A 19709-nucleotide genomic window follows, 5' to 3' on the forward strand; every position below is an offset into this window, starting at 1 on the left:
TAAGGGCCGGGAGCAATTGGCCGCGAAAACGCGAAGGGCGCATAGCGCCTGCGCGAGGGGTTCCGCAGGGGAACAAATACGCATAACATGCGCATAATATTTTTCTTTTTATGCATTCCCGCTTTAACCGTAGACGCGCAGCGTCTTTCGCGTTTTCGCGGCAAAAAAACGTTTTTTTCGTTCTCAAAGACCACACAGCGGTTTTTCTCATGCCAGTTTCAGCATTAAAAACCATATTTTGGGCAACATATAACAGATGATCATACAGGTAGGTGGTGAGAAAATGACGAATCAGCCCCGCCGTTTTGGTAAATTATCTGCTGTTGTCGATGGGGCGTCTAGACAGATCGCCAGCACGCGACTTGCTGATTTACGCAGGATCATCCTCCAAGCGCGCGAAATCGCGCAGGAAATGGCTACTTTGGGTGGACTGCTGGCGCGAGGCACTGCTGAAGCCAATCAGCCGTTTCTCTTTACCCCAAACCTATCTGTGAACGAAAGTCAATTACGTAAGGTATTTACAGACTGTCAGGATGTCGTTTTCCGCCGCTTTACACTTGCCGGCAGGGCCGCGCGGCTGATCTACATCGACGGTCTTTGTGATAAAGACCTGCTGGAACGCGGCGTGCTACAACCGCTGTTGAGTCAAATAAATCTTGATTTCGGGTCAGGCCTGCTGGAAACCTTAGCTCGCTATCTGACTGTTCCTGACTTAGATGCTCCTGCAAACGCCGGTAAAGCCATTCAGGCGATACTTATGGGTAGTGCTTTGATAATGGTAGACGGAATCGACGAAGTTGTGACTGTCGACGTCGCGAAATATGTTAAGCGAGCTATTGAGCAACCCAAAAGTGAAGGCGGCAATGTTCGCGGACCACAGGATGCGTTCAATGAGACAATAAAAGATGGCGTGGCACTGTTGCGGCGGCGGTTGGCAAACGCGAATCTAAAAGTCCATTACAGCTCAATCGGCTATCTAACGAAAACGACAGTTGCCGTCGTTTATATCTCGAATCTGGTTAAACCCGGTCTGGTAGAAACCGTTGAACAGCGTTTGGCATCGATTCAGACTGATGCCGTCTTTTTTTCCGCAACCGTCGGCGAGTTTCTTGCAAATCGTAACTGGTCTCCCTTTCCGCAAATTTTCGCCACCGAGCGACCGGAAACGGTTGCCATGGGATTATGTGAAGGCCGCGTTGGCATCTTGGTGGATAATACTCCCTTCGCCATAATCGTTCCCTGCACATTTACTTCGATGCTACAGACGTCGGATGACTATACTCTACAACCGATTATTGCCAGCCTGATTCGCATAACCCGCCATATATCGGCCATCATGGCGATATTTTTGATGCCGCTGTATATCGCAATGATCTCATTCCATCCCGGCACTCTGCCTGTATCTCTGGCAATTTCCATTGCCGAGCTTCGCGCTAAGACACCGTTTCCGACACTAATAGAGGTCTTGTTTATGGAGGGCCTGTTAGAAATATTTCAGGAGTCGATCGTTCGTCTGCCAATTCGTTTGGCTGGAGCCGCCAGTATGTTGGGCGCCTTTGTTATCGGCAACACGGTCGTGCAGGCAGGGTTAATCAATCCTTTGCTGGTAGTGGCAACCGCATCCACAGCTATCGCTTCTTACACCATGCCGTCCCCTAATCTGTCACAGGCAATGCGGTGGCTGCGGATTCCGGCGATCTTTGCGGCGGCTGTTCTTGGTTTGTATGGGATTGCGCTAGCGTGGCTATTGATGGTCGTTCATGCCTGCTCTCTGCGCAGCTTTGGCGAGTCCTTTCTAGGCAATTTATTTAATGTGTCGCTTTGGCAAGACTGGAAAGACAATGTGGTGCGAATGCCGGCTGTTCTGCAGAAAACTCGCCCAAAAGTGTACGGCGCAAAAAAAGAAGATCGGAGTGGAATTGACAATGCCTAACTTGGAAGCAAAATCTAAGCTGACTGCCGTAGAGTTTGCGATTCTACTGGCCGGAGTTCAAATGAACGTTTTCGCGATTAGCTTTGCCCCGGCGCTGGAAACCGCCCGCGGTCAAGCTTGGTTGAGTGTCATTATGGCCGGCGGAGTGTATTGTCTGGCTGCATGGATGATGATCAGACTGGGACAGCGATATCCGCAAAAAACGATTGTCGAATATATGCCAGAAATATGGGGCAAATATCTGGGCGGAACAATGGTCTGGTGGTTCATTGTTGCCGTGACTTTGCGCTTGAGCGCCTCGCTGCAGGCCTTTAGCCGGGAAGTGACTTTCTTTCTTTTTGACCGAACACCTTATGAAATCATCATTATCACTTTTGTTATTGCAGCCGCTTATTGCGCTGTTCAGGATTTAGGGACAATTATCCGGGTGACGCAGATTGTATTTTTCATAGGCAATGCTTTGTCGATAATTCTGCTGCTACTGAGCTTAAGCACTTTCCAAATAACCAATGTCTTGCCATTATGGCAAGGGAATTGGTCTCAATTAGCTGGCGGGGTAGTTGATGATTGGCTGTTGTTTGCAGGCTATTCAATACTTTTTATTCTGATGCCCCAGGTAAGCGAGCAGAAACAGCTTGGCCGCACTGTAGGCTTAGCATTTGGTTATTGTACGGTACTGTTTACCGCTATCATTTTGACTATCATCGGCTCGCAGGGCATCAACTCAGCATTGAAGAGTCCGTTTCCACTAGTGACGGTTATCCGCGCGGTGGAAATCCCGGGAACCTTTCTGGAGCGTCTGGACACATATCTGATTGTCGTCAAGGTGCTCATTCTCTATATCAGCGTCTACACCTACTTGTATGTGTTGGCCGAGACGTTGCGCCGTCTCTATGATTATCGCGACCGCCGCCCATTTGTATTATTATTGCTGCCAGTCATTTTTTTTATCAGTGATGCGTTACACACCACTTGGCTATTCGCGTTGACTATACAAATTGCCAACGCGATGGGGCTGATCGAATCGTTTGCGCTGATTCCGTTAACGTTATTCTTGGCGAGGAGGAAGAAATGTGCTGACAAGCAAGCGGTGTGAGCCAAAGCAATTATGCGCCATTGGCCTACTGATTGTCCTCTGCATGATTTTGACCGGCTGCTGGGATCAGCGCGAATTACAGGATCGAGGTTTCGTCTTAGCCTCTGCCATCGATGCCAACGATGAAAGTTCCTCTTCTCTGAAACAGCAGCGAATTGAGAGCTTTGCTTATCCACATGGCGGCAGTCCATACCGCCTAAGTTTGCAGATGCTGCGCTTAGGCGGCCAGACAAGTGAGGAAGGCTCGAAGAAAAGCAACGGCGGTAAGACATATGTGCTTTCAAACACCGGTCATTCTCTGTTTGAGATGGCCAGAGACATGTGGGGGCAAAGCAGCAAGGCACTCTGGTTTGAACACCAGCAAGCTATTATTATCAGTGAGGCGGCTCTAAAACATGCAGGGCTGGCTCACTTTCTCGACTTCTTTCAGCGCGACAGTGAAATGCGCTGGAGAACCCGTATTTATATAACCCCGGGCAAAGCGCGGCCCCTGCTTGAGTACGAGCCGCCCAGCGGTGAACCAGGCGGATTATTCTTTACCGCTCTCTCCCGTCAGTACGGCAAAGATCCGCATTTGCCAACATTTAGAACCGATCTGGGGTTTACTACCTTTGACTTGGATAACGGCAGCGATATCATCCTGCCACGCATCGAAATGGTAGATAACGACGTCAAGGTAAATGGCGCCGCTCTATTTAAAAAGGACCGGCTGGTCGGCTATATTGATGAATATGCGGTTAAGGGACAAAAGTATATCCTCGGGATGGAGAAATCGGCGCTTATTACGTTTGAGTGCCCGCTCCATCCCGGCGGCGTGACCGTGTTTGAACTATATCGGCATCATACCGTTCTTACGCCGCATGTCGAAGGCGACTCCATCTACTTTACTTTGGACATTGCCATGCGAGGCAACCTGGGTGAGGCTACCTGCGCGCTTAAGCATAATACGACCGGCAGACAGTACCAAGAGGATGCGCGTCAGATGTTTGCGCAGGAAGTGAAGCGCAATATCGAATATGGCCGCAAAACCGCTCAGGATTTAGGAGTTGACGTTCTAAATTATTCCCGGTTGCTGAAAGCAAAGGAACCTAAGACTTGGGAGAAAATAAAAGATCGCTGGGATGAAATATTCCCAACGATTCCATTAATTGTTTCGGTCAACATAACCATCTTAAATGTAGGAGAACATCAATAGCCTGCCTAGCTATTGTAAAAGCTGGCTAACGCCCCACGTTGTAAATAGAAGAGCAGCATAGAAGGCTGCTATTTTACGCGCCAACTGCGCCTCCTTAAGACGAGCGTCGTGTTTATTAAGAACAACAGCCAGCCGCCAAGATGAAAGGGCCGTAAAGAGCAGTATCAGTGGCAATTCAAACTGGCTCATGTGTGCCACGACAAACGCAATTCTTTGCCAAATCATGGGTAGATCCATACTCTCGCCTCCTTCGGTTCGTTATTAGAGCGTGTTTCAAAAAAACACGCAACCATAAAAAAAGGGAGGCTGTTAGAAAATGCCCAGATGCTAGGAACAGCGAGGCTTGCGCCGCGCCGCGTACAAAAGGTACGCAAGCAAGCAAACGCAGTCGTGACAACGCAGATGGGTGTTTTGTAACAGCCTCTATTAGTATATCCATGTTGTCATGTGAGTAATTGTGTACTACATCATTCCTGACAAGCATATACATTTGATGAAACAAGTTGATGGGAGGAGAAGATATGCCAGCTGACGATAAAAATCCTCAATGGCGCCATCAGATTATCCTCACCGATCGTGAGGAAATGCTGGTAGAAGGCGTGCTCGGTCTGGGTAGTTTTGATGAACGGGAAATCTCCATGGATACAGAACAGGGATCGTTGCTGATTAAAGGCGAAGAATTGGATATCAAGCAACTGAACCTGGATAAGGGCAGTGTTGTCATTGAGGGTTTAATTAAGCTGATTTCCTATGATGATGAAACACGCAGTAAAAAGGGTCTGCTGGGCCGCTTACTGAAATAGGCGATGAACGAGCAACTATATACATTTCTCTTGCTAGCGGCAACCGGAGCGGTGTTGGCCTTTGTATTCGACTGCTACCGAGTAACCCGCAATACACTTAAATTGCGGCGGTTTGCCACAGCTCTCGGAGACCTGTTTTATTGGCTGTTGGCGACAGTCGTAGTATTCCTGGCCTTGCTCAAAGGGAACTGGGGAGAAATCCGGTTTTTTGTTTTTCTTGCGCTATTTTCCGGAGCTGGTCTTTACTTCCGCTTTCTTAGTGTTTATGCAACGTTAATTCTCGGGAAAACCGCCAGAACCATTGGTAAAATTCTTCGACTCGTTGGAGTAGTCATCAGCTATCTTCTTATCCGGCCTATACTATTGCCAACACGCTGGGTTTACCGTCGCGCTATTTCAGGAGGAACAAGACTATTTCGTTGGGCGACCGTCCCTAAGGACGGAAAACCGCCAGAAGTATAAGAAAGAAAGAGGGAATCGGCATTGTTATGCCGAATGCTTCATCAATGAAAGCCAAACGAGGGGTGAGATGAGGCATGCCTGCGCCCAAGCGATACAAAATCAAGTGGTTTAACTTGGCGCTACTGCTGCTGAGTGCTTATTTTTGCTATCTTGTTACCGATCGGTATCTAGAAATGTCGTCAATCCAGCGGGAAACCAGTGCTGTCAGCCAGCAGCTAGAACAAGCCCAGACAGTCAATCAACAACTTCAGGCTGAACGTGATCGGCTGTTGGCTCCGGCCTATGTTGAAAAACTTGCCCGCGAACAGCTTGGCCTAGTGAAACCTGGCGAATTGCCTTACGTTCCGTCTGGGAAAAAGTAAACCAATTAAGATTCTTGACACATTTTACAGTCCGAGAGTATAATATGGATGCATAACACACATTTAAGGGAGGACTTTTGATTAGTATGTCCATTGAAGTTGGCAGTATTGTTGAGGGAGTAGTGACAGGAATCACGAACTTCGGAGCGTTTATCGAACTGCCGGGGGGAAAGGTCGGTCTGATTCACATCTCAGAAGTGGCCGATGTTTACGTCCGTGATGTGAAGGATTTTCTTAAAGAACAAGACCGCGTTAAAGTAAAAGTGCTGTCAATAGACGATCGCGGCAAAATCGGCTTGTCGATTAAACAGCTTCAGCCTCCCGCGCCACGAAAACCTGCCAACGATTTTAGACGTCCGATGCATCGGGTTGGCGCCGTTTCCTTTGAAGATAAGCTAAATAAATTTCTAAAAGACAGTGACGAACGTCTTACCGACCTGAAACGGAACACTGATTCCAAGCGGGGCGGCAGAGGCGGCGCGCGCAAAGCCGAATAATTAATGAACTCTGACCGGGACCTGAAAAACAGGTTCCGGTTTTTGTGTATCTTCTACATAATATCCGCCCATTCGCCTTGGCCCGCCGTCTCGTGGCGGGTAACATAAAAGAAACACACTTTCTTAAGCCGATTTTTTGGATTTGTTGTCAAATTTGTAAAGTATTTCATCATGACAAGCTTCTTCCTTTAGACAAATCCTTTTGTCAGTATTGTGTAGAATGAGACCTGACAGCTGAAGAGGAGTGGAGATTATGTCTAAAGGGAATGTCGCAACACTGGAAAGAGGTGCGGTTCTACCGTCTGGATCACGCTGGCGCGTCAAACCATCTTTGTTTTTGTCAGTAAGCGTGATTAGCAGAATTCTTGCTTCCTGCTTAAGTAAAGACATGATAGCGCTTAATCTGCTAGCTTTCTTACTAGGACGTATATCTATCATGGGAGAATTGATGCCATTCGGGCTGGCATACTTCATCGCCGTCACCAGAAAAAAACGAGTAGGCGCACTCGCCGTAGGGGCCTGGACTTTGGCCGGGTCTTTATCGATTGGCTATTCAACCGAATCTGCTTGGTATTTATTGAGTATGGTTTCCTATCTTTGGCTAACTGCTCATGAGACTAGATGGCAGAAGAAAATGTGGACTATCCCGGTTATTGTTATCGTTGGCGCGGGGATAATTGGCGCTACACTCCTGCTCTGGCAGTCAATCAGTTTGTATCAATTGCTGTTGGTGGGTTTTAATCTCGCTGCCAGTCTGGTTCTGGCGACGATTTTTTCCACCGTTCTGCCGTTGCTAGATTCTGCTGGGTCCAGACAAGCTAGTGAAGAACAGGTAGTGTGTTTGATTATCCTGTTGGCGGCTGGCATTGCCGGGGTGGGACAAGTCCAATTGATGGGCTATAGTTTACGCAATGCATTGAGCGGCTTCTTTATCATGGTTATCACGCTGCAGGGAGGAGTGGGGATTGGTGTGTCTGTTGGCACAGCAGTTGGTATTGTCACAGGATTAAACGAGGGAAATATTACTCTGACAGTAGCCTATTACGCGCTTGCTTCACTAGTGAGTGGCGCTTTCAGCAGTCTAGGTAAGTTTGCGATAGCGCTCGGTTATATAACTGGTTGTGTAATTGCGGTGTCGTATTTTACGACGAATGAACGGATACTGGTTGTTCTTGTCGAAACCATTACCGGTGCTTTGCTATTCTTAGCTGTTCCCAGCAGTTGGTGGGATACTTGGCGAAAGAAGGTGTGTCAAGCCGAGCCGATGCCAGTCAGTCCTAACCAAGCTGTAACTGTTGCTGCGGTTAAGCTTAGCCAAATTTCAGAGATGTTTATTGATTTGGCAGGCATATTTGGGCAGACTAGGGAAACGGCGCTTGAGCCAACTGAAGATATTCGACAAGTAATTGACCGTTTAGGTGCTCAGGTCTGTAGGACATGCTCTAAGAAAGATGAATGCTGGGAAAGTCAATTTTATAGTACGTACCAAGCGTTTCTTGACTTAATGTCATTGCCGCCCAATGGTAAACTAGATACTCGGGCCTTGCCGCAAACGCTTAAGGATTCCTGTCAACGTCAACAGCAGTTATTGATGGCTGCGAGCGAAATCATCGAACACAATCGGGTAATGTTCTTCTGGCAAAAGCGAGCGATGGAGCACCGTGCTATGCTGGCGGAGCAGATGCGCTCAGCGGGCAGCATTGTTGCTACTCTCGCTACTGAGATTCAACGTGTTTCCATTGCGGACAGGCAGGCTGAGCTTTATTTATCCGCAGCGACACTAGCGGCAGGGTGTGAACTCGAATCCATAAAAATATCCGGGCGCGGCTGTGGATTACGAATTCTTGGCCGCAAAGAACCCTGTAATGGCGATCAGGCTTGTATGAACAAAGTAATGCCCTTGGTTGCCGAGACACTTGGCAAACGGCTGACTGTTACAGGAGAATGTGGCAGTAGATTGCTGCACCGGAAATGTCGGCTAACGATGAGTGCCGCTAGCCGCTATGCGGTTGATGTTGGCGCAGCGGCGATAGCAAAGAATTTACACGATATTTCTGGTGATACTTGCTCTATGTCAGAAGCAGGGCAAGGCAGGGTAGCTGCCATTATTAGCGACGGTATGGGCAGTGGTGCACATGCTGCTCGCGAAAGTCAGGCAGCAGTACAATTCCTCGAAAAGCTGCTTGCCGCCGACTTTTCCGTTGATGCGGCAGTTAAGTCAGTCAATGCCATGTTATTGCTGCGACTACCAGGAGAATGCTATGCGACGATCGATATAGCAATCTTTGACTTATATAGCGGTGAGGTCGAATTTCTCAAAACAGGGTCGGCAGTTAGCTATATCAAGCGAGTTCGCGAAGTGTCGGTTGTTCAAAGTACATCGCTGCCTGTCGGTATTATCGAGCAAGTGGAAATTGAGCCACAGCGTCGCCAACTGGCGCCAGGTGACACAGTTGTTATGGTCAGCGACGGGGTCACAGAAGCAGACAGACAAAAGCCCAGACGTGATTGGGTAGCAAACTTTCTGCGGATGGCGCCTGACGATAATCCGCAACAGCTGGCCAATCTGCTGATCGAACAAGCGCAGAAACTGGCTGGCACATCGGTAAATGATGATATGACGGTTTTGGTGATCAAGGTGCATGAACGGCTTGGCAGCATGTAAGACTCCTTTATAGCGGGAAGATTTGATTATCATAAAAATCTTGGGCAAATAGAGAAGATCGCCGCGCTTCGCTCGTGATGACAGGTGAATCAAATCTGTCATTACAAGGGATCGAGACGCAGCGATCTTTTATGTGCTCTTAGCTGCTTCTGGCTGTGACGCAAGGATATTCAACGGTGTTTAGACTAGAAACCTGCCAATATGGAAAAATATTAGCAGGAGAACGCAGGCAATCGGCAGAACTATTTGAGATGAGATAAGCCAGAAAGGGCAGATCATTGATGGAAAACGTCAGTTTAACGCTCGACCAAATGACTGAATTTGCCGTTTCAGCCGGCGCAATTATGTTGCGAAACGGGGCTGATACCTCGCGGGTGGAAGAAACGATGGGTCATATCGCCAGGTCGTGCGGAGCCGTCAATGTTGAGAGCTTTGTCGTTCCGACCGGCGTATTTCTGAGTGTAACCGGCGCAGACGGCAAAACACTCACAAGTATGCGGCGCATAGCAGAGCGGACAATTAATTTGGATCGGATTGCAAAGGTGAATGAATTATCCCGGCGTTTGGCTGATCAGAGGATGCAGTTTCACGTAGCCAAGACAATCTTGGCTTCTATTGCGAAAGAACGCACTGGTTTTCCGATACTCCCCACCATTTTTGCCTCTGGTGTGCTCGGCGGCGGCTTTGCTGTCTTGCACGACGGCGGATTACCGGAAACAATTGCTGCGTTTGGCTCAGCTATGCTGGTGCGATTAATTGCGCATGTTATTACACGGCTGCATGGAGTGCGCTTTACATTTGAATTTCTGGGCGGTTCTGCCGCTGCACTGATTGGAGTGAGTTTGGCGCTGCTCCGCCCAGAGTGGAACAGCGAGATTATGATATCTGGCGGCATAATTCCCCTTGTGCCCGGGGTCGCAATCACCAATTCGATTCGGGATGTTATCGCCGGTGATTTGATAAGCGGCTTGTCGCGTGGCCTCGAGGCGGCTCTGACTGCTGTCGCAGTCGCTATGGGGGTAGTTCTTATTCTGACCATGTTTGCGTATTGATGGATTGGTGGGGAGCGTCATGCTTATCTATAAAGCGGTGACTGTGTTTTGTATGGGATTGGCCATCGGCGTTCTGTACCGTATTCCGCGTGCAGTGCTGCCGTATGCTAGTGGCAACGGAGTTTTCGCTTGGCTGGTTGTGACCGGACTCTCGGCGCTTGGTGCGAAGCTGGTTTTAGCTACTTTTTTTGGCAGTCTGGCTGCTGCTCTTTCTTCTGAACTATTGGCCCGCCGCTTGAAAAAGCCAGCCACGATTTTTCTTCTCCCTGGCTTTATTCCCTTGGTTCCAGGCCGGGAAGCGTATGCAACCATGGCGAATATCGTCAATGGTCACTATACACAGGGTGTCGCAATCGGGGTGCAAACCGTGCTGATTGGCGGCGCGATAGCGTTTGGCATCTTTGCCAGTACCACTGTCTATCGTCTGGCAGTCAATTACAAAGCAGGCATTAAATAAGGCGGGAACACGATTATGATCATCAATAAGGTGAGAGACTTTATTATCGCACATCAGCTAATTCAGTCAGGCGAACATGTGCTGGCTGCCTGCTCGGGAGGACCGGACTCGCTGGCACTGGTAGATATACTTAGGCAAATCAGACTAGAATTCGGTTTTGAGCTTGCTGTTGGTCATGTAGATCATATGTTTCGAGGCAAAGCCTCAGCTGCAGATGCTCAGTTTGTCAGAGACTACTGTCAGAGGCATGGCTTAGTCTGTTTCTCAACAGCGATTAATGTTCCTCAGTATCTGCTTGAGCAAGGCGGCTCATCACAGGATACGGGTAGAAAACTGCGCTATGAATACTTGCGTGAGACAGCCCAAACCTGGGGCAATGCGAAAATTGCTACAGGCCATCACCGGGATGATCAGGCAGAAACGATTTTACTGCATCTGTTCAGAGGCTCAGGCGGAGCTGGTTTAAGTGGTATGCATGCGCAAGCTGGCCGCATAATCCGTCCGCTTTTGTCGCTGACGCGCCAGGAGATTGAAGACTACTGTCAACAACACGCTTTGGAGCCGCGGCAAGATTTGTCCAACCTGAAAACTGACTATCTGCGTAATAAGATCCGCTTGCGCATTATTCCCCAGTTAGAAGCAGCAGTCGGTAGCAGTGTACGTGAGCCGCTTTGCCGAGTTGGGCAAATCCTCGCAGATGAGCAGAAATTTTTAAACGAGTCGGCACAAGCTATTTGGCCAAACCTGACGCGAGAGACCCCGGATGCAACTTGCGTGTATACAGAACCACTGTCAAAATTGCATATTGCCCTGAAAAGGGTGATTTTTCGACTGCTAATTGAAAAAAAACAGGGCAATCTAACAGGAATAACCTTTCATCATGTGGAAAAATTGATAGAAATGGCTGATAGCTGGCCTGTAGGCAGCAAATTCGATCTCCCGGGCGGCTGGAGAGCCGAGCGAGAATATGATGCCATTCAAGTTCGCCGCAGGGAGGTTTGCTCAGTTTCGCGGGGAATTGCTCCGCCAGGTGTACGGCTGCTGATACCTGGAGAGACCGAGGTTAGCGAGCTTGGAGTGCGGGTCAGGGCATCTGTGCAGACCTACTTGCCCCAACACATTGACTCAGCTACTGCTGTGTTTGATTTAGCTGCGCTGCAGCAACCGCTGTTTGTCAGAAGTCGTCAACCGGGTGATCGATTTTCTCCACGCGGCATGCAGGGCGATAAAAAACTGAAAGATTTCTTTATCGATAAGAAAGTTCCTCGCAGTCTGCGCGATCAAGTACCGGTTTTTTGCGATAGTCATGGCGTTATTTTCTGGCTGGGAGGACTACGGGGCTCCCGGCAAGGCCAGACAACTGCGGCAACAACAGAGTATCTAGTTCTACAAATTATTGGAATACAGGAGGCACTACCGTGAGTATGATGAATGATATTAAGGAAATATTAATTGACAAAGACCAACTGGCTGAGCGGGTCCGGGAATTGGGGGAAGAGATTTCCGCAGATTACGCTGGCAAGGAGATATTAATGATTGGTGTTTTACGGGGAGCAGTTATTTTTATGGCCGACCTGGCGAGAGCCATTTCGGTGCCGGTAGCACTTGATTTTATGGCTGTTTCTAGTTATGGAGCATCCACATCCTCAAGTGGTGTTGTCCGTATCCTCAAAGATCTTGATGAAGAGTTGGATGGACGGCATGTGCTGATTGTCGAAGACATCATTGATTCAGGTTTAACGCTTAACTATCTGGTGGAGAACTTGAAATCCCGGCGCCCTGCCAGTGTTAAACTGTGTACTTTGCTGAATAAGCCCAGCCGCCGCAAGGCGCCGGTGCATGTAGATTATAACGGCTTTACTATTCCGGACTATTTTGTGGTTGGCTATGGTCTGGACTTTGCTGAAAAATACCGCAATCTGCCTTTCATAGGAGTTTTGAAGCCTGAGGCGTACGGCGGTTAACTATCGCATACAAATTATTGTCTGCCGAATACTAGAAACACCGGTTCTGACTTGTAAATCTTGAAAAATTTGTGTTATAATATTACCCTGTGGATATATGTCTGTCGTCTAGCGAGAGGAGGCTATTGCTTGAATAAATTTTTTCGGAACGTCAGCTTTTATCTGCTGATTATCATTATTGCGATTTCCATAATTGATTACTATTCCTCGCGAACGACCACCAAGCAGGAAATCACATACACACAGTTCATTCGCCTGGTGGAAGAACAGAAAGTCGAGAAAGTTACTATTGTTGAAAACACTATCCGCGGTAAGCAGAAGGACGGTCCTGAGTTCACTACGGTAACACCGAATGACCCGACTTTGATTGACACACTGCGGACAAAGAATGTTGAGATTAAGGCTGAACAACCGCCACAGCCGCCATGGTGGACAACGGTGTTTTCCTCTTTGTTGCCGATGCTATTGCTAATTGGTGTTTGGTTTTTCATCATGCAGCAAACGCAAGGTGGTGGAAACCGAGTCATGTCGTTTGGCAAGTCACGAGCTAAACTGCATGGCGAGGACAAAATCAAGATCACATTTAACGATGTTGCCGGGGCAGACGAAGCCAAAGAGGAATTGCAGGAAGTCGTTGAGTTCCTTAAACATCCCAAAAAGTTTAATGATCTTGGTGCCCGTATTCCTAAAGGGGTCTTGCTGTTTGGACCTCCCGGCACAGGCAAGACGCTGCTAGCGCGGGCTGTCGCTGGTGAAGCGGGAACTCCGTTTTTCAGTATCAGTGGTTCAGACTTTGTGGAGATGTTTGTCGGCGTAGGCGCATCTCGAGTTCGCGATTTGTTTGAACAGGCGAAAAAGAGTGCTCCTTGTATTGTGTTCATTGATGAGATCGACGCAGTTGGACGCCAGCGCGGCGCCGGCTTAGGCGGCGGTCATGATGAGCGGGAACAAACCCTCAACCAGCTACTGGTGGAAATGGACGGCTTTGGCCTGAATGAAGGTATTATCATTATTGCCGCAACCAACCGGCCGGACATTCTTGACCCGGCGCTCTTGCGCCCAGGTCGCTTTGACCGTCAGGTTGTAGTTGATAAGCCTGATGTCAGAGGTCGCGCAGATATCCTCAAAGTGCATGTTCGTGGCAAACCGCTTTCCAAAGATACCGATCTTGAAGTTCTTGCACGTCGCACGCCTGGATTTACAGGCGCCGATCTCAGCAACTTGGTTAACGAAGCCGCCTTGCTGGCAGCTCGCCGTAACAAGAAGAAAATTGAAATGAACGAATTAGAAGAAGCGGTTGAACGAGTAGTTGCTGGCCCTGAGCGTAAGAGCAAAGTGATTAGCGATAAAGAGAAAAAACTGACTGCGTATCATGAAGCTGGTCATGCACTGGTTGGCATGCTGTTGACCCATACAGACCCTGTACACAAGGTTTCCATCATTCCCCGCGGGCGGGCTGGCGGCTATACGTTGATGCTGCCAAAAGAAGATCGTTACTATGCAACAAAATCAGAACTGCACGACCAAATTAAGACATTTCTCGGCGGTCGGGTGGCAGAGGCACTGATTTTGAACGAAATATCGACTGGCGCGCAAAATGATTTAGAACGTGCAACCGAGTTGGTACGTAAAATGATTACAGAGTTTGGCATGAGCGAAGTACTGGGACCAATTACTTTTGGTCGTCGCCAAGAACAGGTCTTTTTGGGCCGCGATATTTCCCGCGATCGCAACTATAGTGAAGAGGTCGCCTCTGCGATCGACAAAGAAGTACGCCGTATGATTGAGGACGCCTATAAAAAGACGGAAGAAATGCTAAAAACCAACATTGATAAATTGCATTTAATTGCCCAGGCGCTGCTTGAACGGGAGACTCTTGAGGCTGAGCAACTTGATCAATTGTTGAAAGATGGCAAGATAACCGATTCTGATAATGTTGCTGATAGTGATAACCCAGCCCTGGTTGCCCCGCTTAGCGAGACTGTGGAAACGCTGCAACAGCAAACTGAGGAAACAAAGCCTAAGATTGTCTATATCCGATAAGACTGAAAAGGACTTGGTGAAAACCAAGTCCTTTTCTAAAACATATAGAAAACCAGATACTGACTGGAGTGTGATGTTATGGCAAAGCGCTGGAGTCCGAATGTGTTGACAGCGACTAGGTTAGTTTTAGGAGTTGCCTCTATAACAGCAACAGTAAACAGTTATTGGCTGGTTGCCGCAGGATTTGTTTTTCTGGCCGCGCTATATGACAACTGGGCGAATCGTCTGGCAAGACGATTGAACACAACTGCTGAGTTTGCGCGCGATATCGACATGTTGTCAGACTTACTCGTGTTTGGCTTAGCGCCTGCAACGCTCTACTTTTTTGCCCAGTTTTCAGAGAACGGCCTGACAGGATATCTGCTGGCATTAGTGTATCCGGCAGCTTGTGCGTTTCGTCTTGCCCGCTATACGGTTGCTGGCGCCAAAGTCTATTATCCTAGCGATCCGCTGCCTGTGGCTGGTCCGGCTTTATCTGGTTTGGCGCTTGTAGGCTCAATGTTACCAACTACGGTTCATGTGATGATTATCATCTTAGCATCAGTCTTAGTGATAGCAAATGTAAGAGTTCCTAGACTGTGGTAATTTCATCCCGGGCGTTGAATAAAAAGTGCTTGCAAATTGATTTTACGGCGTGATAAGATTGGCTAGGCATTTGGCATTTCTATGGGCAGTATCGCTTGCGAGCTACACCGGCTGTTAGGCTAATCTTCAAAGAACCAATCCGCTTAGATCCTTTGAGGGCTAAGACGGAAGGCATTGCCAACGTATTGGTCTTGTTCTGCCTTCCTTTCAGTCGAAAGGGAGGCTTTCTTATGTATATCTTACCGTAGCAAAGAATGCGCTTGCCATAGAGAAACCGAATTGGTGGCATGCTATTCTAGAAGACCGCTTGGAAGCTGTTACGGGGAATTCGCTCGAGGAGGCGTGAAAGTGAAAAAACAAGAGTTTATTGACGACCCCCGCTATCGCATAGCAGCTAAAGAAGCCTGGATGGCGATTGCCCTATTTTTACTCAATTTCTGTTGGTGGTATGCTTTCGCTTTTTGGCTAGGGGATCAGCCGCCACAGGAATATTCCTATATCTTAGGGTTTCCTGCCTGGTTTTTTTGGAGTGTCATCGTGGGAACTGCTGTATTTTGTGCACTGGCCTACATCATGGTCAAACACTTTTACACCGATATGCCGCTGGGACCTGATCCGTGTGATTCTGCGGCTGATGAGGGGAGGTAGCGCTCATGCAGTGGGAAATAATTATTGTTATGTTCGTATACTTAGCAGCTATGTTTCTGATTGGTGTGTGGAGCGCAAGAGAGACTGTTAAAGCCAAAGGCGGTTTTATCGAACAGTATTTTCTCGGCGGGCGCGGCATGGGCGGTTTTATACTGGCTATGACTCTGACTACTACATATATTAGTGCTGGCAGTTTCATCGCTGGGCCAGGTATGGCCTATTCTATGGGGCTAGGGTGGGTATTGCTGTCTATGTCCCAACTGCCGGTCGGTTACTTGGTGCTGGGAGTACTCGGCAAGCGTTTTGCAATTGTAGCTAGAAAAATTCATGCTGTGACGATAATCGATTTCTTAAAGGAACGTTATCAGAGCAAGACTGTGGTAATTTTATCGGCAATCGGCATTTTACTCTTCTTCTTAGCCGCTATTTCAGTCCAGTTTATCGGTGGAGCCCGGCTATTTGAATCAATGACAGGTCTTCCTTATCAAACAGCACTATTTGTTTTTGCCGGGGTAGTTATTGGTTATGTTACTATCGGCGGCTTTCGAGCAGTTGTGTTGACAGACACAGCTCAAGGGATTGTCATGTTTGTTGGTACAGTGATTTTGATCGCCGGAGTCTTTATGTATGGAGGTGGAGTTAGGCCGATCATGGACAAGCTAATGGCGATTAATCCCGATCTGATCACCCCGTATGGTGTCAAGAGCTTTATTACGGTTCCTTGGATTGTGTCGTTTTGGATTTTGGTCGGTTTTGGCGTCATTGGGCTACCGCAAGTAGCGGTTCGTGGAATGGCCTATAAGAGCTCTAAAGCGATGCACAACGCAATTATTATCGGTACTATATTTACAGGGTTTTTAATGCTTGGCATGCATTTGGTCGGCGCGGTCGGTCAGGCAATTTTACCGAATATTAAGGTGGCCGACACTGTCATTCCGGAAATCACTAAGACAACGCTCAATCCTTGGCTAGCCGGGATTTTCCTGACAGCTCCCTTAGCAGCAATCATGTCGACAGTCAGTTCACAACTCTTGGTGTTATCAAGTACAATCTGTAAAGATTTATATATCAACTATATCAACCCTAATCCCAATGAAGCATTTGTGAGAAAGCTGAGCTTTTTCATTACGGCTTTAGCAGGATTGACGGTTTTTCTGCTTTCCTATAACCCGCCTGACTTTCTGGTTTGGCTAAATTTATTTGCGCTCGCTGGAATGGAAACAGTATTTCTCTGGCCGACACTGCTGGGCCTTTACTGGAAACGGGCTAACGATGCCGGAGCAATTTCTTCAATACTTGTTGGCGTATCCAGTTATTTGTATTGCCACTATTACTGGTCACGGCCCTTTGGCGCCCATACGATCATTCTGCCGCTGATCTTGGCGCTCGTGGTCTTCATTGTGGTAAGCTTAATGACTAGACCGCCGAGACCAGAAACGATTCGGAAATTTTGGGGGTGATCAGGTAGCAGGTGCATATAGTGTAGTTCTAAACGCGGTCAACCTTTTGGGTGATGGCGGTTGACAAACAGTTAAGCTTGCCGTATTATTGGGCTAACTGAAATGTGGGAGGGGCTAACTTGAGGGCGGAAATTTTACGTTTGCTACGGCAAAACGCCGGTGGATACGTTTCCGGTGAAGATATTTCAAAAGTACTAAACGTTTCACGGACGGCTATTTGGAAGCATATGCAAGCACTGAAAGATGAAGGCTATGAGATCAGTTCCCATCCGCGATTGGGATATTGCTTGCAAACAGTTCCGGATTTACTGCTGCCGAATGAAATATGCCCGCGTCTGACTACTGACTTCATAGGCCATTCTATACACTATTACACTACTGTTAGTTCGACAAATAATGAGGCAAAACGCTTAGCTAATGAAGGCTGCCCGGAAGGAACTATCGTGTTAGCGGAAGAGCAGAAGGTGGGTCGGGGGCGATTGGCGAGAGGTTGGTTTTCACCATTTGCCAAGGGAATCTGGCTTTCTGTTGTTCTGCGTCCTAAGTTTCCACCACAGGAAGCACCAAAATGTACTTTGCTTGCAGCGGTGGCGATGGCCAGGGCTGTTCGGGCGACGGGAGTAAACTGCGGGATTAAATGGCCAAACGATATTCTCTATAATGGCAAGAAACTGGTTGGGATTTTGACTGAGATGAATGCCGAAATGGATGCAATTAACTATGTAGTCATCGGCATGGGGATTAATGTAAATACCGATGCCAGCGAATTCCCTGAAGAGCTTCGTGATATTGCTACTTCGCTCTCTTCTGTCCTCGGACGGACAGTCTCGCGTACAGACTTACTGATTGCTTTGCTCCATGAGCTGGAGTTGCTATATACACAAGCTGGAGAAGAAGGCTTTTCACCGATTTTAGCAGAGTGGCGCAAGCTTTCGGCGACTCTCGGGCAGCCTGTTGATGTTTTTGGTATCACCCGCTGTTTCAGTGGGATCGCGCTCGACATCGATGAAGACGGAGCGCTCATCGTACAAACAGAAGCCGGTCTTGAAAAAGTGATTGCAGGCGATGTATCTGTTCGGGCGAAGTCGCAGGAGGAAAAATAACATGGCTGCAAGAAATATGGTATTGGCAGGGCTATTTGCAGCGTTAATTGCTATTGGTTCTCAGATTTCCTTCGTCATTCCGCCGAGCCCTGTTCCCCACACCCTTCAGGTCTTTTTTGTGATGCTGTCAGGTTTGATATTAGGCAGTAAATGGGGCTCGATCAGTGTGGGACTTTGGATTTTGCTAGGAGCCTTTGGCCTACCTGTTTTCGCTCAAGGCAAGGCCGGATTAGCGGCAGTCCTGGGACCCACGGGAGGGTTCTTGTTGGGATTCACACTTTGTGCATACGTAGTCGGGCGTATCACAGAGAGATTTGGATTGGCTTATAAGGTGGTCGCCGGCGCTATGGTCTTAGGAATGATCATCGTCTATACCCTTGGTTTAGTAGGCTTTATGGCTTGTTTTCAGTACTTTCTTCACAAACCAATGACTTGGGAAAAAGCCTTTATGCTCACTACATTACCGTTTGCGCCGTTTGATTTCGTTAAATCATTGTTTGCTGGATATATAGGCATTAAAGTGCGCCGTGCTTTGATCCAAGCTGGGTATAGCGCGTAGCGTACAAAGAAGGGGTTGTAAGTATGCTTTTGGTATTTGATATTGGCAATACGAATATTGTGCTTGGCGTGTATAAAGGAACTGAGTTATTGAATCATTGGCGGGTATCCACTGATCGTATAAAAACCAGTGATGAATATGCCATGCTGATCAATAACTTGTTTCAATTCTCCGGGATTGAAATTAATCAGATTAAGGCGGTAGCTATTTCATCAGTTGTCCCGCCGCTAACTGTGCCGCTTTCCCGGATGTCGCAGCGTTATTTTGGATTGGATCCGCTAGTTGTCGGACCAGGTACCAAGACCGGGATGAGTATTAAGTACGAGAACCCCCGGGAAGTTGGTGCCGACCGGATTGTTAATGCGGTTGCAGCCTATGAAAAATATGGCGGCCCGCTTATTGTCGTTGATTTTGGAACAGCTACGACTTTTTGCGCCATTGCAGCCAACGGCGATTATTTGGGTGGAGCGATTGCGCCAGGGATTGGCATCTCCACAGAAGCCTTATTTCAGCGGGCAGCTAAATTGCCGCGCATCGAGCTGGTTAAACCTCGCAGCGTTATTTGCCGTAATACGATAACCAGCATGCAATCAGGCATTATTTTTGGGTTCGTGGGTCAGGTGGACGAAATTGTTCGCCGGATGGAAGACGAACTAGGCCAAAAACCGTATGTGGTTGCCACCGGCGGTTTGGCTAATCTAATGGCCCAAGAATCGAGAACGATACAGTTTGTTGAACCGTTCTTGACACTGGAAGGCTTGCGGATTCTCTACGAGCGCAACCTTTCGTAACACTCTCCTGTCGCATTTTTATAGAAAAATAGAA

At 48.0% G+C, this 19709-nt stretch carries 20 protein-coding genes; 19 read left to right on the forward strand and 1 reads right to left on the reverse strand.

From position 1 onward, the window contains the following. Positions 1 to 283 precede the first annotated feature (283 nt). The 3 genes from AXX12_RS01620 to AXX12_RS01625 are packed head-to-tail and all read left to right on the forward strand — an operon-like array spanning position 284 to position 4224. Complete coding sequence (locus tag AXX12_RS01620; protein WP_197470611.1) at positions 284 to 1933, forward strand: spore germination protein; 1650 nt, start codon at positions 284 to 286, stop codon at positions 1931 to 1933. After that, positions 1926 to 3029, forward strand: coding sequence for a GerAB/ArcD/ProY family transporter (locus tag AXX12_RS18640; RefSeq protein ID WP_197470612.1), 1104 nt, complete (start codon positions 1926 to 1928; stop codon positions 3027 to 3029). The genes AXX12_RS01620 and AXX12_RS18640 overlap by 8 nt, the downstream gene beginning before the upstream one ends. Then, positions 3007 to 4224, forward strand: coding sequence for a Ger(x)C family spore germination protein (locus AXX12_RS01625; RefSeq protein WP_066237175.1), 1218 nt, complete (start codon positions 3007 to 3009; stop codon positions 4222 to 4224). The genes AXX12_RS18640 and AXX12_RS01625 overlap by 23 nt, the downstream gene beginning before the upstream one ends. A 9-nt stretch (positions 4225 to 4233) precedes the next feature. Here AXX12_RS01625 and AXX12_RS01630 read toward each other — a convergent pair whose 3' ends face one another. After that, positions 4234 to 4461 (reverse strand): hypothetical protein, encoded by a 228-nt coding sequence (locus tag AXX12_RS01630; protein WP_066237177.1) that lies wholly within the window; start codon positions 4459 to 4461, stop codon positions 4234 to 4236. A gap of 284 nt (positions 4462 to 4745) precedes the next feature. Here AXX12_RS01630 and AXX12_RS01635 point away from each other — a divergent pair, with 284 nt between their 5' ends. The 16 genes from AXX12_RS01635 to AXX12_RS01715 all read left to right on the forward strand — a co-directional run bounded on the left by AXX12_RS01635 (position 4746) and on the right by AXX12_RS01715 (position 19675). Next, on the forward strand, positions 4746 to 5027 hold the full coding sequence (locus AXX12_RS01635; RefSeq protein ID WP_066237179.1) for a YabP/YqfC family sporulation protein: 282 nt from the start codon (positions 4746 to 4748) through the stop codon (positions 5025 to 5027). A gap of 3 nt (positions 5028 to 5030) precedes the next feature. Continuing rightward, the gene (gene yabQ, locus AXX12_RS01640) at positions 5031 to 5489 is read left to right on the forward strand and encodes a spore cortex biosynthesis protein YabQ (protein ID WP_066237181.1); all 459 of its coding nucleotides are present in this window, start codon (positions 5031 to 5033) and stop codon (positions 5487 to 5489) included. A 74-nt stretch (positions 5490 to 5563) separates the two neighbouring features. Next, entirely contained in the window at positions 5564 to 5851 is a 288-nt protein-coding gene (locus tag AXX12_RS01645; protein ID WP_066237184.1) for an FtsB family cell division protein, read from the forward strand. A gap of 86 nt (positions 5852 to 5937) precedes the next feature. Continuing rightward, positions 5938 to 6348 carry a S1 RNA-binding domain-containing protein gene (locus AXX12_RS01650; protein ID WP_066237187.1) on the forward strand — a complete coding sequence of 137 codons (411 nt, stop codon included), beginning with the start codon at positions 5938 to 5940 and terminating at the stop codon, positions 6346 to 6348. Between the two features lie 253 nt (positions 6349 to 6601). After that, positions 6602 to 9013 (forward strand): stage II sporulation protein E, encoded by a 2412-nt coding sequence (spoIIE, locus tag AXX12_RS01660; RefSeq protein WP_074431316.1) that lies wholly within the window; start codon positions 6602 to 6604, stop codon positions 9011 to 9013. A gap of 281 nt (positions 9014 to 9294) precedes the next feature. Next, the gene (locus tag AXX12_RS01665) at positions 9295 to 10065 is read left to right on the forward strand and encodes a threonine/serine exporter family protein (protein WP_066237197.1); all 771 of its coding nucleotides are present in this window, start codon (positions 9295 to 9297) and stop codon (positions 10063 to 10065) included. 19 nt (positions 10066 to 10084) lie between these two features. Then, complete coding sequence (locus AXX12_RS01670) at positions 10085 to 10522, forward strand: threonine/serine exporter family protein (protein WP_066237200.1); 438 nt, start codon at positions 10085 to 10087, stop codon at positions 10520 to 10522. Between the two features lie 15 nt (positions 10523 to 10537). Beyond that, positions 10538 to 11944 carry a tRNA lysidine(34) synthetase TilS gene (gene tilS, locus AXX12_RS01675; RefSeq protein WP_082816642.1) on the forward strand — a complete coding sequence of 469 codons (1407 nt, stop codon included), beginning with the start codon at positions 10538 to 10540 and terminating at the stop codon, positions 11942 to 11944. Between the two features lie 2 nt (positions 11945 to 11946). Beyond that, positions 11947 to 12486 (forward strand): hypoxanthine phosphoribosyltransferase, encoded by a 540-nt coding sequence (gene hpt, locus AXX12_RS01680; protein WP_066237312.1) that lies wholly within the window; start codon positions 11947 to 11949, stop codon positions 12484 to 12486. A 129-nt stretch (positions 12487 to 12615) separates the two neighbouring features. Next, entirely contained in the window at positions 12616 to 14529 is a 1914-nt protein-coding gene (ftsH, locus tag AXX12_RS01685; RefSeq protein WP_066237205.1) for an ATP-dependent zinc metalloprotease FtsH, read from the forward strand. 78 nt (positions 14530 to 14607) lie between these two features. Continuing rightward, positions 14608 to 15114 (forward strand): CDP-alcohol phosphatidyltransferase family protein, encoded by a 507-nt coding sequence (locus AXX12_RS01690; protein ID WP_066237209.1) that lies wholly within the window; start codon positions 14608 to 14610, stop codon positions 15112 to 15114. Positions 15115 to 15462: 348 nt separating this feature from the next. Further along, on the forward strand, positions 15463 to 15762 hold the full coding sequence (locus AXX12_RS01695; RefSeq protein WP_074431317.1) for a YhdT family protein: 300 nt from the start codon (positions 15463 to 15465) through the stop codon (positions 15760 to 15762). Between the two features lie 5 nt (positions 15763 to 15767). Continuing rightward, entirely contained in the window at positions 15768 to 17222 is a 1455-nt protein-coding gene (gene panF / locus AXX12_RS01700; protein WP_066237211.1) for a sodium/pantothenate symporter, read from the forward strand. Between the two features lie 119 nt (positions 17223 to 17341). After that, positions 17342 to 18325, forward strand: coding sequence for a biotin--[acetyl-CoA-carboxylase] ligase (locus AXX12_RS01705; RefSeq protein ID WP_066237214.1), 984 nt, complete (start codon positions 17342 to 17344; stop codon positions 18323 to 18325). 1 nt (position 18326) lies between these two features. Next, complete coding sequence (locus tag AXX12_RS01710) at positions 18327 to 18884, forward strand: biotin transporter BioY (RefSeq protein ID WP_066237217.1); 558 nt, start codon at positions 18327 to 18329, stop codon at positions 18882 to 18884. A gap of 23 nt (positions 18885 to 18907) precedes the next feature. Next, positions 18908 to 19675 carry a type III pantothenate kinase gene (locus AXX12_RS01715; RefSeq protein WP_066237218.1) on the forward strand — a complete coding sequence of 256 codons (768 nt, stop codon included), beginning with the start codon at positions 18908 to 18910 and terminating at the stop codon, positions 19673 to 19675. Positions 19676 to 19709 lie beyond the last annotated feature (34 nt).

Source organism: Anaerosporomusa subterranea (assembly GCF_001611555.1).
In the GTDB taxonomy this organism is placed as follows: domain Bacteria; phylum Bacillota; class Negativicutes; order Sporomusales; family Acetonemataceae; genus Anaerosporomusa; species Anaerosporomusa subterranea.

Coding starts and splice junctions, on each gene's coding strand:
- spoIIE (WP_074431316.1), top strand. CDS start 6,602: ATGTCTAAAGGGAATGTCGCAACACTGGAAAGAGGTGCGGTTCTACCG.
- AXX12_RS18640 (WP_197470612.1), top strand. CDS start 1,926: ATGCCTAACTTGGAAGCAAAATCTAAGCTGACTGCCGTAGAGTTTGCG.
- AXX12_RS01690 (WP_066237209.1), top strand. CDS start 14,608: ATGGCAAAGCGCTGGAGTCCGAATGTGTTGACAGCGACTAGGTTAGTT.
- AXX12_RS01715 (WP_066237218.1), top strand. CDS start 18,908: ATGCTTTTGGTATTTGATATTGGCAATACGAATATTGTGCTTGGCGTG.
- AXX12_RS01710 (WP_066237217.1), top strand. CDS start 18,327: ATGGCTGCAAGAAATATGGTATTGGCAGGGCTATTTGCAGCGTTAATT.
- AXX12_RS01665 (WP_066237197.1), top strand. CDS start 9,295: ATGGAAAACGTCAGTTTAACGCTCGACCAAATGACTGAATTTGCCGTT.
- tilS (WP_082816642.1), top strand. CDS start 10,538: ATGATCATCAATAAGGTGAGAGACTTTATTATCGCACATCAGCTAATT.
- AXX12_RS01650 (WP_066237187.1), top strand. CDS start 5,938: ATGTCCATTGAAGTTGGCAGTATTGTTGAGGGAGTAGTGACAGGAATC.
- AXX12_RS01630 (WP_066237177.1), bottom strand. CDS start 4,461: ATGGATCTACCCATGATTTGGCAAAGAATTGCGTTTGTCGTGGCACAC.
- hpt (WP_066237312.1), top strand. CDS start 11,947: ATGATGAATGATATTAAGGAAATATTAATTGACAAAGACCAACTGGCT.
- AXX12_RS01620 (WP_197470611.1), top strand. CDS start 284: ATGACGAATCAGCCCCGCCGTTTTGGTAAATTATCTGCTGTTGTCGAT.
- AXX12_RS01670 (WP_066237200.1), top strand. CDS start 10,085: ATGCTTATCTATAAAGCGGTGACTGTGTTTTGTATGGGATTGGCCATC.
- panF (WP_066237211.1), top strand. CDS start 15,768: ATGCAGTGGGAAATAATTATTGTTATGTTCGTATACTTAGCAGCTATG.
- yabQ (WP_066237181.1), top strand. CDS start 5,031: ATGAACGAGCAACTATATACATTTCTCTTGCTAGCGGCAACCGGAGCG.
- AXX12_RS01635 (WP_066237179.1), top strand. CDS start 4,746: ATGCCAGCTGACGATAAAAATCCTCAATGGCGCCATCAGATTATCCTC.
- AXX12_RS01645 (WP_066237184.1), top strand. CDS start 5,564: ATGCCTGCGCCCAAGCGATACAAAATCAAGTGGTTTAACTTGGCGCTA.